This window comes from Sphingomonas sp. PvP018 (genome assembly GCF_017876865.1).
In the GTDB taxonomy this organism is placed as follows: Bacteria; Pseudomonadota; Alphaproteobacteria; order Sphingomonadales; family Sphingomonadaceae; genus Sphingomonas; species Sphingomonas aerolata.
Map to the genome: position 1 here is coordinate 2,317,302 of NZ_JAGIOU010000001.1, position 15,684 is coordinate 2,332,985.

General features: G+C 66.7%; 15 protein-coding genes. 2 read left to right on the forward strand and 13 right to left on the reverse strand.

Going from position 1 to position 15,684, the window contains the following annotated elements; all coding sequences use genetic code 11:
- Positions 1 to 11: 11 nt before the first annotated feature.
- The 5 genes from J3A66_RS10180 to J3A66_RS10200 all read right to left on the reverse strand — a co-directional run bounded on the left by J3A66_RS10180 (position 12) and on the right by J3A66_RS10200 (position 4,680).
- Positions 12 to 2,414 carry a hypothetical protein gene (locus J3A66_RS10180; protein WP_209568649.1) on the reverse strand — a complete coding sequence of 801 codons (2,403 nt, stop codon included), beginning with the start codon at positions 2,412 to 2,414 and terminating at the stop codon, positions 12 to 14.
- Positions 2,411 to 3,232 (reverse strand): hypothetical protein, encoded by an 822-nt coding sequence (locus J3A66_RS10185; RefSeq protein ID WP_209568650.1) that lies wholly within the window; start codon positions 3,230 to 3,232, stop codon positions 2,411 to 2,413. Before J3A66_RS10185 ends, J3A66_RS10180 begins: the two co-directional genes overlap by 4 nt.
- Complete coding sequence (locus tag J3A66_RS10190; protein WP_209568652.1) at positions 3,225 to 3,428, reverse strand: hypothetical protein; 204 nt, start codon at positions 3,426 to 3,428, stop codon at positions 3,225 to 3,227. Before J3A66_RS10190 ends, J3A66_RS10185 begins: the two co-directional genes overlap by 8 nt.
- A gap of 58 nt (positions 3,429 to 3,486) precedes the next feature.
- A complete protein-coding gene (locus J3A66_RS10195) occupies positions 3,487 to 4,071 on the reverse strand; it encodes a hypothetical protein (protein ID WP_209568654.1) in 585 nt (194 codons plus the stop codon).
- Positions 4,072 to 4,182: 111 nt separating this feature from the next.
- Positions 4,183 to 4,680 (reverse strand): hypothetical protein, encoded by a 498-nt coding sequence (locus J3A66_RS10200; protein ID WP_209568656.1) that lies wholly within the window; start codon positions 4,678 to 4,680, stop codon positions 4,183 to 4,185.
- Positions 4,681 to 4,811: 131 nt separating this feature from the next.
- Between J3A66_RS10200 and J3A66_RS10205 the strand changes: the two genes are divergently transcribed.
- Positions 4,812 to 5,969, forward strand: coding sequence for a hypothetical protein (locus J3A66_RS10205; protein ID WP_209568658.1), 1,158 nt, complete (start codon positions 4,812 to 4,814; stop codon positions 5,967 to 5,969).
- A 247-nt stretch (positions 5,970 to 6,216) separates the two neighbouring features.
- Here the strand turns inward: J3A66_RS10205 and J3A66_RS10210 are convergent, their stop codons facing one another.
- The 4 genes from J3A66_RS10210 to J3A66_RS10225 all read right to left on the reverse strand — a co-directional run bounded on the left by J3A66_RS10210 (position 6,217) and on the right by J3A66_RS10225 (position 10,656).
- Complete coding sequence (locus J3A66_RS10210; protein WP_209568660.1) at positions 6,217 to 6,903, reverse strand: hypothetical protein; 687 nt, start codon at positions 6,901 to 6,903, stop codon at positions 6,217 to 6,219.
- A gap of 251 nt (positions 6,904 to 7,154) precedes the next feature.
- On the reverse strand, positions 7,155 to 9,215 hold the full coding sequence (locus J3A66_RS10215) for a topoisomerase DNA-binding C4 zinc finger domain-containing protein (RefSeq protein WP_209568662.1): 2,061 nt from the start codon (positions 9,213 to 9,215) through the stop codon (positions 7,155 to 7,157).
- Positions 9,212 to 9,973, reverse strand: coding sequence for a PP2C family serine/threonine-protein phosphatase (locus tag J3A66_RS10220; protein ID WP_209568664.1), 762 nt, complete (start codon positions 9,971 to 9,973; stop codon positions 9,212 to 9,214). Before J3A66_RS10220 ends, J3A66_RS10215 begins: the two co-directional genes overlap by 4 nt.
- Before the next feature lie 5 nt (positions 9,974 to 9,978).
- Positions 9,979 to 10,656 (reverse strand): VWA domain-containing protein, encoded by a 678-nt coding sequence (locus J3A66_RS10225; protein ID WP_245336788.1) that lies wholly within the window; start codon positions 10,654 to 10,656, stop codon positions 9,979 to 9,981.
- Between the two features lie 914 nt (positions 10,657 to 11,570).
- On the opposite strand from J3A66_RS10225, the gene J3A66_RS10230 reads away from it, so the two are divergent.
- Complete coding sequence (locus J3A66_RS10230) at positions 11,571 to 11,789, forward strand: hypothetical protein (RefSeq protein WP_209568668.1); 219 nt, start codon at positions 11,571 to 11,573, stop codon at positions 11,787 to 11,789.
- Here J3A66_RS10230 and J3A66_RS10235 read toward each other — a convergent pair whose 3' ends face one another.
- From J3A66_RS10235 to J3A66_RS10250, 4 genes are all read right to left on the reverse strand, one after another.
- The gene (locus J3A66_RS10235; protein WP_209568670.1) at positions 11,790 to 12,662 is read right to left on the reverse strand and encodes a hypothetical protein; all 873 of its coding nucleotides are present in this window, start codon (positions 12,660 to 12,662) and stop codon (positions 11,790 to 11,792) included. It abuts the gene before it with no gap.
- 416 nt (positions 12,663 to 13,078) lie between these two features.
- Positions 13,079 to 13,540, reverse strand: coding sequence for a hypothetical protein (locus J3A66_RS10240; RefSeq protein WP_209568672.1), 462 nt, complete (start codon positions 13,538 to 13,540; stop codon positions 13,079 to 13,081).
- Positions 13,540 to 14,307, reverse strand: coding sequence for a hypothetical protein (locus J3A66_RS10245; protein ID WP_209568674.1), 768 nt, complete (start codon positions 14,305 to 14,307; stop codon positions 13,540 to 13,542). Before J3A66_RS10245 ends, J3A66_RS10240 begins: the two co-directional genes overlap by 1 nt.
- Positions 14,308 to 14,375: 68 nt before the next feature.
- Complete coding sequence (locus J3A66_RS10250) at positions 14,376 to 15,653, reverse strand: hypothetical protein (RefSeq protein ID WP_209568676.1); 1,278 nt, start codon at positions 15,651 to 15,653, stop codon at positions 14,376 to 14,378.
- Positions 15,654 to 15,684: the final 31 nt, after the last annotated feature.

Here is a 15,684-nt window from a genome sequence, read left to right on the forward strand (position 1 = left end):
ACTGCTCCTTCTCAATAGACGTCGAATGATGAATTTCCGCGGTCCGGCTTCCCCCCCTCGGACTCCGAGTCCGGCGGCGTCCCGCTCGCACCCTGCAATCCGGACGTGCTCGTGCCGTCGTTCCGCCCGTCCGGTGCCTGGTCACGGTCGTCGCTCGGAGCGGCGGCTTTGCCCCGGGCCTTCGCCTCGGATGCGCTCGTCGCATCGGGTCGGTCGTCCCGATTGGCGTCGAGGTCGTTCTCCGCCGATCCGCGCTTGGCGCGGACGGGTCTGTTCGCGGCATCGGGGCGCTTCATGTTCATCGCGTGCGCCACGGCGTCGGCACCGGTGGTCGACGGCGGGACGAACTCGGACACGAAGCGATCCGCCAGGACTGCGAAGGTACGGGGATCGGCGAGGGCTCGTTCGTGCGCCGTCTCGGTCTTCGCGAGCGCTTCCGGATGGTCGCGCTCGATCCTGTCCTCGACGCAGCCGCGGACCTCCAACAGCTTCTCCTCGGCCACGGCGTCGGCATCGCCGTCCGGAAAGCCGAGACCGATGATCCGGTGCAGGTTCAGCGACAGGCCCGAGGCGTACCTCTCCTTCGTGCAGTGGAGTTCGACGTATTCCCCGAGCCGGGGATTGAGGACCCAGACGACGGAGAGATCGGACGGATCCCATTTGATCTTGGCGTCGAACCGCAGGTTCTTGGTCCGACGCCGATCCGCGGACGCGAGGACGAAGCTGTCGAGCAGTGCCCCGTGGTTCGACCGATGGACGTACCGCAGTCCGTTGACGATCACGCCGCTGCCGCCGATCACCCGGTACGCGACCTGTGCGGACATGGCCCGCTTGAACTGCTCCACGTCGGCCGGGAGGGCATTGCCGTGGAGCCGTCGGTCCTCCATCAGTATGTCGAGGGGCGACCGGTTTCCGAGGTCTGGGCGACGGGTGCAGTTGTAGATCGACACCGCCAGCCAGAAGTACGCGCGGTACATCGCGAGATCCGTAGCGGTCTTCCCGGCCGGATCCAGGTTCCACTCCCTGAGGGTGGCTATGGGCAGCTTGTGGGACGGCAGCATGTCGTCGACCATCCGACCGATGATGGCGTGCCGGGACTCCACGAGAGCCTTGTCGGTCCCCTTTCGGACTCCTGCCAGGATGACGTCCATGACGACGTCGCCGCCGGCGTCCTGGACTGCGTCCCCGATGAACTGCGACCCGTTGTCGACGAGCAGACCGCCGATCTTGGAGCAGACGAACTGGAGGTCGGAGTAGTGCTCGACGAACTCGGGAGGAACCTCCTTCAGCGACGTCGCATGCAGCAGCGTGCGCATCGCACTGGCCGTGCTCGGCGCCTCCCAGGTGACGTCCATGCCGACGATGGCGGTGCTCTTCTGCTCGACGGCGATCGTGGTCGAGCCGCAGCCGAGCGGGATGCGTCTGCGCTCGTCGACGAAGAGATGGGCGGAGACCTCCTTCTCGTCCATCTGCACGAGTTCCCAGCACCGCGAGGTCTCGATGGAACGGCCCCCGCCCCCGCGGCGCGACTTCACCGCGTCGTAGGACGTCTTGTGTCGTGCGTTCGCGGCCGTACCGAGCATGTCGTAGAGCTTTCGGAAGGTCGTACGGTCCATGCGCTTCAGGGCGGACAGGTCCCGCTCGGCGTGCTCGAAGCGGTCCATCTTCAGCGGGCGTCCGCTGACGGCCCGGTTGTAGTCACGCAGGAAAGCCCGCATCCCGCCCGCGCAGGTCTGAAGCGGGTTCACCGCGGCTCGGCTGGCGTGCCAGTGCGCCAGCTCGAAGGAGAAGCCCCGGACGCGGGGCGAACGATCGCCCTGCCCCGGAACGGCCTCCATGTCGCACCAGCGGCGATCATTCCGGAAGCCCCTGGTGTTCACCCAGGTCCGCAGGGTCGTCGCGGTCGGCGTGCCGAAGCGTCTGATCAGCGCGTCCTCGGCGAACTCCTTCGCGAACCAGCGCGATATGTAGAGATTGTTCGTGGTGGCGCCCCTGTCGCCCTGCCGCCTGGCCCTGTCCCATCGGCGGCATACCGCCATCCGGAGTTCCGCCGTCGGATCGGCCGCGAGGACGGTGTCCTTGCCCCTCTCGAGCCTGCGCATCATCGCGCGAGCGGGCTTGACCGGCACGGAGGCCACTATCCGCAGGACGTCCGAACGCAACGCCTCGATCATGGCGGGCTCCCCGGGATGCACCGGGATGCCGGTCGCCGGATCGGGGAGACGCAGGCGCTCGCCGTCCGCCAGCAGTCGCCACTTCGCGTCGTCGTCCAACCCGCGATAGGTCCACACCCGGCCGAAGCCCGTCAGCATCGTACCGACGCGGATCAGATCGCGCAGCGAGCCCGACGATGACGGTGGCGACAGGTCCGCGCCAGCGAACGACCGACCGCGGCTCCTCGGCTGCTGGCTCACATCAGCCTCGACAGGGTCATGGAGGCCGTGCGTCCACGCACGACGACGGGCGAGTCGTCGGTGATGAGTCGATCGATGTCGACCCATACCAGTCCCATGCACACGAACCGTCTGGCGATCGCGGATGCACGGTGGTCGGAGTCCGGGTCGAGTACCGCCTTGACGTCGCCGAAGCGAAGGTCGGAGAGCCCCTTCAGAATCGTGAGCCGATCGAGATGATGGTCCTCGAAGTCCGCGTCGCGGTCGAAGTGCAGCATCCCGACGTTGTGCTGACGATCGACGCCGCCGAGTATGTCCTTGCGATAGCGCAGGCGGTAGCGGCACCCGAGGGCTTCGACGTGCTCGCGCATCCGCGTCATCTTCTCGATGTACTCGTCGTCCATCTGCGTCTGATCAATCTTGACCTCGCCGATCTCCAGCGTGCCGTCCCGGAACTGCGCCCAGTAGTCGGGAAACCAGATCATCCGGCGGCCGGAGCGGGTGGACTCCAGCTTCATGGGTTGCGTCAGATGCTCCCCCACGTCGGGGTGGGCGGTGAAGTAGCGGGACAGGTCCCGCTCGGTGACGCCCTCGGTCGGATTGCCGTATGCGCACTGAGGATCACGGTTGAGCGCGATGGGGTGCCTGTGGGTGGAGCCGATCAGCGTCCTGAGTGCGCCGCCGGTCTGCGAGAAGGTCGCCTTCACGTCGAAGGCTCCGTCGCGGGCCCGCCCCGAGATCAGCCGGCGGAGTCCGTCGCCGTCGAACCTGGGGCCGTCGAACCCACCCCCGGGGCGGCCGTCGGTTCCGCCTGCGGTATGGTTCTGGATCTCAGCCACGGTGATCGCCCTCCGCGGCCGAAACCGTCGAGATCAGGTAGAACGGGTCTGCGCCCGTCACCTCGACGGCGGAGATCGTGACGCCGCACAGGACGATGGATTCGCCCGCGGCGGGGAGGAGCACGATGCCGGCCGCCGGCAAGGAGAGGAACGGCTTGGACGCGTGAAACGCGCCGGCCCGATGAGCTTGGATCATGTCGGTCTTCCTCTTGGATGTTCAGGGTCGTTCGAGCGGCGCCGCGCGCCGCGTTCCGTCAGGCGGGTTCGAGCCACGCTTCCCGATCGGCCGGGCCGCTCACGGTGTGCCGTTCGGACGCCGCTCGTGTTGGGGCGGCCAGTTCGGCGAGTATGTCGCGGAGGCGGAGGTACACCCTCTCCAACGACGTTTTCCTGCCCGGGGAGCGGTAGGGAATGGTGTTGTTCATGCTCCACGATGCGACGAGACCGTCGATGAGCGCGGCGTAGCCGGCATGCGTCACGCCGATGACCGCCGGGACCACGTCGGCCGTTCCATCGGAGATCATCTCGAGGATCCGATCCGCAGGCAGGACGATCGTGGCGGACGGGGCCACCCCGGATTCCAGCGGGATGTGCTGGAGTTCGACCGCGTCGATCTTCGCGGGATCGAACCCGCCTGCCCCCATCTCGACGCCGTCGGTGGTGCGGAGGTTCATTCGGTGGAGCCTCCCGGCGGTGAACAGGAAGTCGCCGTCCGCGAGGACGTCGCGGGTGGGATCGATCGTGGTCGTATCGCAGGTCATGGTTCGGCCTTTCCGCCCTTCTCGGGCGATCGTTCGTGCGGCGTCGCTGCCGCTCGGCAGGCGCGCGGGGTCCGCCACCGGTCCGCATCGGACCGGCGCCTTGCCGTCTTCGCCTGATTGGATCGTCGAACCCGGGCTACGGGTTCGAGCCGGCGCTCTTTGGCGGTCGATCGCCGGGTTTCAGGCCGATCACCGGCAGCGATCCGTGATCACCGAGGAATGAGCGTCCGGCAGCTGTTCCTTCGCCGCCTTGCGCAGGTCCGCGCGCCAGCGACGGATGCGGCAAGGATCGTCGTGGGGGCCGAAGCGAGCGATCAGGTCGGCGGTCCAGGCCCTCACGAGGAACTGCCAGATGGCCTTGTCGCCCTGGCTGATCCCGTTGGCGTCAAGGAGATCGATCTCGACACTCAGCTTCTCGGTGTGGGTGAACGCCGGTCCTGCGCTCTGCACGGGACGTGCCTCACCGGAGTGCAGCATGGCCTTCAGGCTGGCCGTCATCGGCAGCTGCAGACTGCCGTCCGCTTCCTGAACGAGCCAGGGGTGATGGGTCCTCGCATCGTTCAGGAGAGCGCGCTGGCCCACGTAGCCGACGAGGAGATGCCGCCCCATGGGGAGGTCGAAGAGCGAACCGGGGCTGGGAACGTCCTCCTGCTCCGGAACGGATTCGGATTTCTGACCGTTCTCCATGAGGCACTCCGAGTCTAAGCCGTTGATATGATAATCCAGTAGATAGCGATGACTGAGCCGTAGTTCCAGTACAATCTTGGATCAACGGCAGAATCTTTGACCATAGGGTGGAACCGCCCTAGTCGTCGGGCATGACCGACCTCCACGACGAGCTGAACACGGCTCTGGAAGATACATGGCCGACGGGAGTGCCCGAAAGCGAACTCGTGCTCGCAGGCCGCCTTTCGACGAGCATGCGAGGCGTGGTCGCCCGGCGGCTTCGAGCTGTCGCGCGTTGGATCCGCGAGAGTGAGCAGGGACGTTCGAACGTCGCTGAGGCCGCGGCGGCGGCGGGCTTGAGCAAGCCGCGGTTCTACGCCGTAGCCGCGGACTGGCGGGCGTCGCGCAGCATCGCCAGCCTCGGCGCGCGTGCGTCCGAGAAGCATACGCGTTCGGCGCGGCTAGCGCCGGACGCTCGAAAGGCGACGGCCCTGCTGATCCAGGACGTGCTTCGGGATGATCCGGGCACGAGCATTATGGCTCTCGTTCGACGTCTCGACGCGGCCGGCGTCCCGCCGATCTCCTATTCGGCGGTACGGAGGCTCTGGTTGGAGGCCAAGCGGAGCGCTCCGGCCGGAGCGTTCGGCGCGGAACTGCTGTTCGACAGCGTCGGGCTCGACGCGGCGACGGACGGCGAACGCATGCGGCTGTACGTGGTGATCGACCATGGAACCGGTCTCGTCCTGGGAGCGGCGGAGGCCACGAGCCGGTCGCGGTCCTGGGGGTTCGTTCATGCGGCCGACGACGCCTGGGGCAGTCTCGGCGACATGAAGCTTGAAGGCCTGTCGGCGGCGAGTGGTGAACCGGTCGTGGTCCTGAACCCGCAACGGAACGACGCTGAGGGCGGCAGCGTTCTGGCACGTCGTCTCAGCGACGCCGGAATCACCTGCGTGGTCGACGATCGGGGGCTCGGACGGGCAGCGGTGCGGACGCTCGGCGAAAGGTTGGGTTCGGTATGGATCGGCGCCGGCGAACGTGACGACGAGATCAGCTACCGCAATGGGCGCAAGGCACGGATTCCCGAATACACCGCATCAATGAGCATAATGCTCATGGATGCGGTCGCGGAGCACAACCGTCGGCGTATCGCGGCGACGCCGGCGGCCCCATCGTCGGGCGAACTGCTCGATCAGGCCAGGCGGTCGGTCGCGCGCGTACTCGCCGTAGTTTCGGAATCGATCGGCGATCTAGACGCTCTGCCCTCGTACTTCGAGGCCGCCGTGAACCCCGACCACGGGTTCCACGACTGATGATGCTGAGCCGGCGTGCGCTGTCGCCCACGGCTGACGACATGTGGACTCCGCATCACCGTTCCGGCCCTCGACGAGACGGCAGCATCATGGGGGTCGTCGGGGCGGCAATGATGTTTCGGTGGCAGGAGCGGCCGTTGCCGGGGCACGGGCGCGAAGCCGCAGGGGCACGATCCCCGTTCCGCTTCGCTCGCCACGATCTTATCCGGACACGCGTCGGTGCCAGACGCGTTGGCTCGACGACCGGTCATCGGTCATCGGTGAGGGCATCGCGCAAGGTTTGCACGATCCCGTAGAAACGCGGCAGACTTGGTGGCTTGATGTTCTCTACGACGCACGCGGCACGGAACGCTTCGTACACCGACCGCAGACTCGTGCCCGGATCGGCATTGCCAAGAGCAACTCGCAGAAGGTCCTGACGCCGTGCACGGTCCGGTTGGCGTCGCCAGGGTGTGCTGCGACGCGTGGCCCCCGGCAGCGCCTCGGGCCTGGCGTGAAGCCTCCAGTTCTTCAGGAGTTCTCGGAACCGCACCGTCGAAACGCCGATCGCTTGCGCGGCGACCACCTCATCACCCTGTCCGACCTCTGCCGCGGCTATGTGGCGCTGCATGATCCGGATGCGTCGCAGGATCTCGTCACGCTGTTCGGGTCGCACCAGATCGAGATCGATCGTTTCGGCCATCACGTCCTGACGGGCGGCACCGCCCTCCCGTGCCAGTGCAGCCGTCTGTCCCACCAGCAGGGTCTCCCGCCGGTATCGTCTCCACGCCGTCGCCAATCGGATCAGGCGGTCGATGGACATTCCCAGTTCTGCGGCGGCGGCGGCGTCGTCGTCCGCGTCGGGACGCTCGATCGCATTGTAGCGTTCCAGTATCCTCGCCCGACGCTGGGCCTCTTCGACACCCGGCGGGCCCTTCACGTTCTTGATCTTCACGCATTTGCTCCCACCATCATCGGCGGAAAGGCCGTTCACCCCTTCCCTCTTCATCTTCTCCTCTCGGCCGAGTATCGGCCCTCCACCCGTCCGTTTTCGGAACTGCATTGCCGTCGGCCTCAGCCGCTGCCGAACGCCCGCCAACCGATGCGGTCTGTTCGTTCGACTGATCCGTGCCGCTCAGGGACGATCACGTCGGATAACGCGTCGTCGATGGAAGTCGCGTCGCTCGACACGCCGTCCCTTCGGGCTCATGGTGTGCGCGGCTTGAGCTGACGGGCGCCCGTACAGGCCGGATAGCTCAGGCAACCGAGGAAGGAGCCGTTCGACGAAGCGCCGCTCTTGGGCCACCTGCGCACCATCGGCCCGCCGCAGACCGGGCAAGCCGCCCGTGCAGCGCCATGGCGCTTCTGCGCTGGTTTCGAAGCGTTGGAGGCCAGGGGCACGGCGGTGCCGTCCTTCCGCAGACCGAGGTGGTGCAGGTCGGCCCGGGTCTGCTGATATTCGCGCATCGCTTCTTCCAGGCGTCGATCCGGAAGGCTGGCGCGCGAGGCGAGATCGTCGAGAGCGACGTCCAGCTCGCTTGCAAGACGGACCAGCCTTCGCTCCCGGTCCGCCTCCTTCTCGAGCGATCGCCTTCGGATATCCTCGACCGCGGCGGCTACTGCGGCCGGATCGAGTCTGACCATTGTTCCGATCTCAACCGCCGTGCAGGCATGCCAGAGGAGGAGCGATACGATCCCCCGCTCTCCCACGCCGTGCACGGCCTCGAGCGCCGCACGGGAGAGGTCGGCGGCACGAGTGATGCCCGCTGCCGCGAGCCTGGCGACGCCGCGGTCTCCCAAGCCGGGAACGCGTGCGGCCGACAGGGGCAGTCGGCTCAGTTCGTCCGCGACCAATCGGTCGCGCAGGCGGCCGCTGACCCGAGCGATCGCACGGTCGGCGTCGATCGTCATGGCGCCGCTACCCAGCGCTTCGGTCGCAAGAATCTCCGCGGACCTGGCGACCGTCCACGCGCCGATCCGAGTGCGCCAGTCATCGACGGCGTTGTCCATGGCACGGCGGGCTCTCCGATGTGTAGCGACGTATCCCTTCGCCAGGTTCGTGTCGGCGGGCAGGACCGACCTGCGGCCGACGCCCAGCCCCGTCGGCACGCCGAGCCTGACGAGCGCGCTGGCGGCGAAGCCGCTGGCCGCCGGCATGCGCATTTTGACGCGCGGACGGACGTGTTCGCCCGCCTCCGCCTTCGCGCGCGCGACCACCCGCGCGGCCTTCGAGCGGCCATGGCTCGCCGACACCGGCACTGCCGACGTTCGACGGGACGCGACGGGCGTACCGGGACCGAAGACCGGGGTGCGGGTGGTGCGTTCGATCCGACACCAGGGGCAGCTTCCGGTCGCGGTCGGCACGTGGTGTCCCTCCTTGCGGGTACAGGGGACGATCGCCGCCTCCAGCCGCTCCAGCTCGGCGATCCACTCATGCGGCAGGGGACGACGACCGTGGCCGGCGAACGCTCGTTCGAAGAGCGTCGCCAGTCCGAGCGGCAGATCGCTCAACAGGAGCGTGCCCCGGGGCGGAACGAGCCTGACGGACTGGATCCGGGAGTAGGCGAAGCAGTTCTGAGCGATGGCTTCGACCAGCGGCAGGTCGCGTCCCTTCGGTACGCCGGCATGGGGGTGCCGACCGAGGAACAGGAGCTGGAACAGAAGGACCGCAAGTCCGAACGCATCGTGGTCGACCGTCCTGGTCACGCCCGTCAGGCTTCTGCCCTGCAGTTCCGACGGCGTGAATTCCGGGACGCCGACGCGACAGAGATGCTCGGTGCCACACTGGAAGCTGTCGGCGTCGATCAGCGACACGACCGCGCGCCTCGACACCAGAACGCCCGCGCCGTTGACGTCCCCGACGACGGCCCCGGCGGCATGGACGCGTTCCATGACGCGCGCCGTGTTGACGGCGGTTCGCACGAGGAACCGCCAGTCCGCGTTCGGGTACTCGCGCCGGCGGGAACCCGGCGAGCAGAGCTCATGGATCTGATGGCCCTCCCTGACCAGCGGCATTACGAAACCGGCGAAGGAGCCGTCGAGCGCGTACGCGGGCGCTGTGGGGAACGCGACGCCGGGGCATCGGCGTGCGAGGCCGGCCACTACCATCGACAGCACCTTGGCCTCGCGTTCGGCGTCGGGAGACGCGTAGATCTTGAGGGCACGGGGCGAGCCGTCCGCCAACGCGAACACCTCGCCCTCACCGCCGCGCCCCAGCCGATGCGCCGGAATCAGGGTGCCGGACGAGTTGCGGTAGGCCACCGTCACGAGCGGGCCGCGAGGACGAGCGTCTTGTCGTCGTCGGTGCGTTCGTTGACCCGATCGCTGGCGAGATAGGTCGACAGCACCTTCGACAGATGACGATCCTGCCCAACGGTACCGCATGCGGCCAGGGGGGCCGCCATCGGCTCCAGGAATGGGGCGTGCGGTGCGCAGGCACGGAAGTCGAGCGCGAGCCGCTCCAGACCGTCGCTCATCACGGCCAGACGGTCGATCGGATCGTCGTGCCGAGCGACGCGCAGCGAGAGGCCGGTCTCGTCGGTGAGGAAGCGGGTCATGCTCGCGAACTCGCCCTGCTCCGGCCAGCTCAGCGAGATCCATTCGCTTGAAGAGGCGAGCCTGGCGACCACCGCGCCGTCGCCGACGTGCGCAGTGAACGTCGAGACGCCGTCGGAGATGACGACGACCGCCGTGGTCGCGAAGTCACGGGGATCGAGTCCCCGCTTCTCCGCGGCGAAAGCGATACGCTCGCGGGCGAGCAGCATCCAGCACGCCGCAGCGTCGGCGGCGGGCAGCCTGCCAGTCGCGCGGAGCCAGGTCCGGGCGCAGGACGTCAGCGTCCAGGCCGCGATCCTGGCGCCGGCCCCGCCGTGCGAAGCGCTGCCCGCACCATCGCAGACGACGACGGCGAGGAAGTCGCCGTCGTTTACGGGGCCGGCGATGCGGAATGCGTCCTGCCGCGGCTCCACGCAGCGCTCGTGCGCGGTTCCGCGGCAGGACGCGGCCGCCCAGGTCCATCCGGTCATGGTGCTCAATCCACCGTGGCCCAGCCGCCGGGCGCAGCGGGGTTCTCCAGGGGCACGGCCTCGCCCGGGTTGGACCGGGACACCGAACTGAGCGAGCTGGAAAGCCAGCGGAACAGTTCGGCGAAGGCGAGCCCGTTCAGGCGGAGGGGGGTGCGGACCGACAATTCGCCGAGCATGTCCATGTCGGCCTGATCGACGCCGACCGCATAGAACGCGAACTGCTTGCGGTGCTCGCCCTCGGCGATGCGGCGAGCGGCGCGCTCCCACTTGTCGGTCGGCGCCCCGTCCGTGATCAGAAAAACCCATGGCCTGAAGTAGGGGATCCCGTTCTCCCGGTACTGCGACTTGCGCGCCTCGAGCAGATCCAGCCCCCGCTCGACGGCCTCGCCCAGCGGGGTGCCGCCCTTGGCTGCAAGCAGCGGCGGCTGGAACGTCTCAACGGCACCGAACTGGCAGGCCGTCTCGACCTTGCCGCCGAAGGTGAGCACCGCGATGTCGACGCGCTTGGCCGCGAGACGGTCTTCCGCCAGTTCGCTGCCGAACGCGGCGAGGCCCTTGTTGAGCTGGTCGATCGCATCGCCCTGCATCGAAGCGGACGTGTCGAGCAGTAGGATGCATGCGCACCGCTGTTCGGCGTTGTCGGCGAACTCGGCGTCGCCGAACGGCATCTGGTCGTCTTCCATGTAGTCCTCCATCGAGAAATTGACCCGGACGGGTCATTCAGAAGGCGCCCGGAGGATCCGGGCTGCCCGGACCTCAAAGTGAACCCCGGCCCTAGCGTTCGCCACCTGTTCTCAGGTGCACCGGGGACCAATCGCGGTACTCCGGAGTCACGACCGGTCGGCCGGTTCGGCTTCCGATCCGGTATTTCCGGCGATCGATTTCCGGACATCCGGGTTGGACCGGCGGTCGTCTCAAAGATGTTGACACGGCGCGGTTTCAGATTGATCCCGGGTTCTCCACAGACGAGGAGCCGACATGACGCGCTTGACCTCAGATGCCCCGGATGCCCGCAGGGGCGCATAGTGGAGTTTCATTCCTACTCGCATCAGGATCCGGGTCGACATGGCGGCGCCGACACCCGAAGCGCCTGGCGTACGAACGCCGACTTCACGGCCTCCGCCAACCCGGTAGAGGTCAGCGCTCGACTCATGGCGTTCGTGGACGCTCGTGCCGATTGGAGCCGCGTCGTTGAACCGTATCTCCGCGAGACGGTCCTGTGCCTGGGAGCGGATGCAAGGCCATCCGGACCAGGCCCGTATTCCTGACGCGTGCGATCGGCTGTCGTCTAGGCGACCCGGATCAACAGCGTCTTCCGGCGGTGCCGAATGAGACGATGCTGCTTCGGATCGGCCATTGCTCGCGGTTCGGCAGGAGGCGGTGCTCGGATCGCCCGCGAACCGTGGCTTCCATCGCTCAAGAATGAACGAGGTGGCACGATTATCTCGGGACTCGCCGCCGTCCACCATCGGGGGGCCGGTATCACGTCCCGGGCCTCCGATACCCACATCGTTTCTTTTCAACTTGAAGATGGTTGTTGGGAGAGGATTGGGGAACGCGAATGCCGGGAATACCACCTTACACGGTTCGATCGGGCATGTCGGACGCGACCGATGAGCGGATCGACAGCCTGAAGTCGGCCATCCGCTTGGCTTCCGAAAGCATGGATTCGGCCGATGACGCAGTCGAGATCATCGACAGCACGGGCCGGATCGTGTTCGATCAGCCGGAGTTGGTCGACAGGATAATGGAACACAGAAAGCAGCGTAGTGACAGGCTGCATATGATGCAGTTGACGACCAAGCCTCGCCCTTAGTCAATCGAAGACTTCGTCCACGCCCACGAGGCGACGTTCGAGAAGAAACCTCCACTCCCGCCTTTCAGGGAGATCCTTCGGATCGATCGTGACGGACGCTCCGCTGCCGGTAGCGGCTCGAGCGATCCCGCGCTCGGCTGCATCGCACGGCCAGATCGATCCGGTCACTATCGGCCTTCCATCCAGAGGCGTGTCCTGCAGGACCCGGATTGCAGCCGCAAAGGCGCCCTTTCTTTGTTCGACCGTGTACGGCGATATGCTGATCTCGTTGTCCAGCCACCGGGAACGTCCGTTGCGGCCATCTGCGACCGTCGGGAGTTCCATCGGGTTCAAGGCGAAGGGGATCGCGAGAACGAAGCCGTGAACGCGCGCCAACGGCCTCTGTCCCGGGGTGTGCATCTGCCCGGAGGCAAGTCGGAGCTGGTCCTCGATCCAGGACATGACGGCGGCATCGGATTCCAGTTGCCCACGCAGAGCTATGGCGGCCGCGATGTCGATCCTGAGACGACGGCGGTCCATGAACGCGTCCATGTCGAGAGGCGACATGATGCCCGACGCCGCTGCCCGGACTCGCTGATGCGCCTGATGTCGAAACGTCAACTCGGCCTGCTGAAGGACGGACAGAACCAGTTCGTCGACGCACCAGTTCAGATCCACCAGGATCTGAACTGCAATGCGCCGCTTTTCGAAGGCCGTGCCCCATCCATCGAACACCGCTCGAAAGACCCGACCGGTCGTTCCGATGCAGCGTGCCGCGGCGGCCTTGTCCGGCATGACCAGAAAGCCGTCCCGGCGAACGGTCACTTCGCTCGATTCGCCGAGGCTTCGGCCGATGGCCTCAACGACGACGTTCGTTGCGCTAGTCTCAAGCATTTCCCACCACCGGATCAGTTCGGTCCAAGTCCCCGACCGCCTCCGCAACGACAGTCGGCAGACTGACAGCGGGAGCTTCTCCACCGTCCCGACCCGACGGGCGGCCCATGTGCACCCTGAGCGGATGATGCCGCCGGTGCTCCCGAACAACGCGCCTTGCGCAATTGGACGGGGTCAGGATCCAAGCCGGATCACCTACACGGCGGCGGATTCGAACTTCGGTCGGGATGGGTCGGGGTGCAGCAAGGAGGAATGTGACCGTCGCGCGATTGCGGATCGGGCACCGCGTGATCGCACAGGACCCCGCCCCGTCGGCTCCCGGCCGGTCGTCCACTCGACCACGGGAGCGTCCCGTTCCGCTTGCAGGGTGTGATCGCCATGGCGGTGCCGCGATCGGCATCCCGCCGCCGGGTCCGTCACCGAACGAAGCGGGGTTGTTCCGAGATCACCGGTAGCGGTGGAAGATGCAGGCCGCCCTGTTCGGTGAGGACGCTGAAGAGGGCTCTGAAGTACGGATAGCACGAGAACCGCCCCACGCGGCGAAGGTAGGCAATCGCTGGCTCTTCGTCGCATCCTTGGGACAGCCGGTACGTGGCCAGATACGTAGCCTTGAGCGAGACCGGTTTGCGGCGGCCGTCGGAGCACCCCGCCCAGTAGGCGTACTGCCCACGAAGCGTGAGGTTCTCGCAGTCCAGGTGCCAGTCCGACAGCGCGTCCCCGACCTTGTACGCCCAGTTGTCTCGGTTCTCTTCAAGCGCGGTGGCCTTCATGTCGAACCTGGAGTCGATCAGTCGCAGGCTCTGCAGACGGGCATGAGCCACCAGGTCGTTGTACGCTCCCGGATCGATCTTCTGGCCTCGGCTGGGGACCTTCGCCATCAGGCGGCGTCCTTCCAGACCGTCTCCGGCTCCCGGTAGTGGGACCATTCCGCCGCGGGCTCCTCGGACGTTGGTCGCCCGACCATGTCGATCATCTCGCCCTCCATGCCGCTCCAGACGTCGGCGTCGATGGTATCCGTTTCGGAGATCGAATCGCCTGCCTCCTCGACGACCCTGGCATGCATGGCGCCGCTCGCCGTGAGTTCGAAGGACACGGTCCGTCCGGCCTCGTGACGGGCCACGAGGCCGGCGTCGAGGAGCATCGTGCAGACCCGGGTGAGGTTCGCCTGCTCCAGATGAAGCACCCGACCGAGTTCGGCTCTCTCCACCCGTCCGGTGCAGCCGGCACCCGCGATCGCATTGAGCAGGCGACGTGCATGGCGGCGCTCGAGGACCTCGGCGGCGGAACGCGTCTCAGCCATTCCGGCCCGTTCGAAGACGAGGTCGGACAGGACGTTGATCCGAATCGACCATTCCTGCAGATCGCCCCGGAACTGGGCTGCCGTAGCCTTCATGAGAGCGTGCCATTCGCGCAGCTCCTGTCCACCGGCGGATGATCGCAGCAGTCTGCCGATCCAAGAGCGCAGCGAGGCGAAGACCTCGCTCGCGCCTTCGGCGTCGCGATGCGTCGAAGTGATCTCCTTCAGGATCGCCCGTGCCTCCACGACGTCGCAGTCGCCCGTCTCCAGACGTCTAAGCCCCTCGAGCAGGCCAGCATCCAGTTCCCGAGTGGTTCGTTCACGAGCGTTCATTTTCATCTCAATCACAGCGTCTCGCTTCACAATGCTTCACATATGCCGCAAGTTTCCCCGGTGCGTAAGGCCCTGCTGCGTTTTTAGATCGAACCCAGCCTCCAACCCACGTCGCACCGATACGACGAGGGATCCGACGACAGCGTCCTGTCTCCCATCACCGCGAAACCCTTTGGATCCTCCTCCTTCACCGGCAGTCCCTGCTGGACGATGAGCGCGCGCTGGTCGCCGTGGATGCGGTTCCGTCCCGCATTTGCGAGATGCCCGGCCATGGTCGAACCGTTGCCCATGGACGGCACCAGGACGACGTCCACGTCCAGAAGACCCCATGGCGGCGACTCGCCGAGATCGCAGAAGTCCTTGCAGATGGCCACCGCCGCTAGGAAGCGATCGCAGACCAGCACTACCAGTTCGTTGCCGTTGGCTATGTCCTCGGCTCCCAGCTTCCTGTGCTGGAACCGGACGATCTTCGAGTATTCTCCGATGCGTTCGCCGGTACCGTCGAGCAGGGGCGCGACGTTGCCGATCCGACCGTCCCGCCGGGGACGGTGCCATGAGCCGGCCACGACCGCGTTCAACGCTCCGCCGTCGTCCATGGCTCTGGATGCGAGCGCTGCCGATACCGCCTCCAGCGCACCGTCGTCGATCGTCAGTTCCGGCCAGACGATGGCATGGGCCGACGACAGCGCCTTCACTTGTTCGAGTATCGCCGCGCTCAGATCCGGACGACTCTCGCTGCTCGCCCGGAAACCCTTCGGGGTCGGAACGGTCTTCAGCGCCAGATCCGGAAAGAGCGCTGCGCCGAAATGGACGTCGGCTTCTCGGCCGTCAGGCTCGAGCAGGCCGACCGGGACGATCCGGACGGACATGCCGTCGATCACGGTCGGGATCACCCGGTGGTGGAGGGTGCCGCGGCGCCCATAGGACAGCGCATCGCCTGCGGAGCTTCCGAGATCCCTGACCCGCCGCGAGGGGACCACGTAGTGGCGCCGATCCGTGGTCCGCCATTCGCGGACCGACAGCGAAGGTCTGCGGTTCACCTGGTCGTTCATCTTCTCGAGGAGCGCATCCACCGTCCTGATCTGGATCGCGAGCGCCATCAGCGACCTGTCGGCGCCGATGGCCCTGTTCGCCCATGCGAGACTGCCATGCTCGACGCGTGCGAGGTGGGAGGCGGAAGCAGCGGCCAGCCTCGCTTCGTCTATGCTGGCGTACGAGGCCCGTATCGCCCAGGGCGCGGCAAGCATCGTGTCGTAGAGTTCGCCTAGCATGTCCTTCAGCGCATCGGATGACGGATCGCTGACTGCCTCGTGCCTTTCGGCAAGGGCACGACACGCCTTGCACCAGTCCTTCGCGGTCATCGTCGTTGAGCTTATCTGCATGTTTCGAGGG

Excerpts from the sequence above, each read along its gene's own strand:
- J3A66_RS10190 (WP_209568652.1), bottom strand. The coding sequence starts at position 3,428 with ATGATCCAAGCTCATCGGGCCGGCGCGTTTCACGCGTCCAAGCCGTTC.
- J3A66_RS10200 (WP_209568656.1), bottom strand. The coding sequence starts at position 4,680 with ATGGAGAACGGTCAGAAATCCGAATCCGTTCCGGAGCAGGAGGACGTT.
- J3A66_RS10205 (WP_209568658.1), top strand. The coding sequence starts at position 4,812 with ATGACCGACCTCCACGACGAGCTGAACACGGCTCTGGAAGATACATGG.
- J3A66_RS10220 (WP_209568664.1), bottom strand. The coding sequence starts at position 9,973 with ATGACCGGATGGACCTGGGCGGCCGCGTCCTGCCGCGGAACCGCGCAC.
- J3A66_RS10225 (WP_245336788.1), bottom strand. The coding sequence starts at position 10,656 with ATGGAAGACGACCAGATGCCGTTCGGCGACGCCGAGTTCGCCGACAAC.
- J3A66_RS10230 (WP_209568668.1), top strand. The coding sequence starts at position 11,571 with ATGTCGGACGCGACCGATGAGCGGATCGACAGCCTGAAGTCGGCCATC.
- J3A66_RS10235 (WP_209568670.1), bottom strand. The coding sequence starts at position 12,662 with ATGCTTGAGACTAGCGCAACGAACGTCGTCGTTGAGGCCATCGGCCGA.
- J3A66_RS10240 (WP_209568672.1), bottom strand. The coding sequence starts at position 13,540 with ATGGCGAAGGTCCCCAGCCGAGGCCAGAAGATCGATCCGGGAGCGTAC.
- J3A66_RS10250 (WP_209568676.1), bottom strand. The coding sequence starts at position 15,653 with ATGACCGCGAAGGACTGGTGCAAGGCGTGTCGTGCCCTTGCCGAAAGG.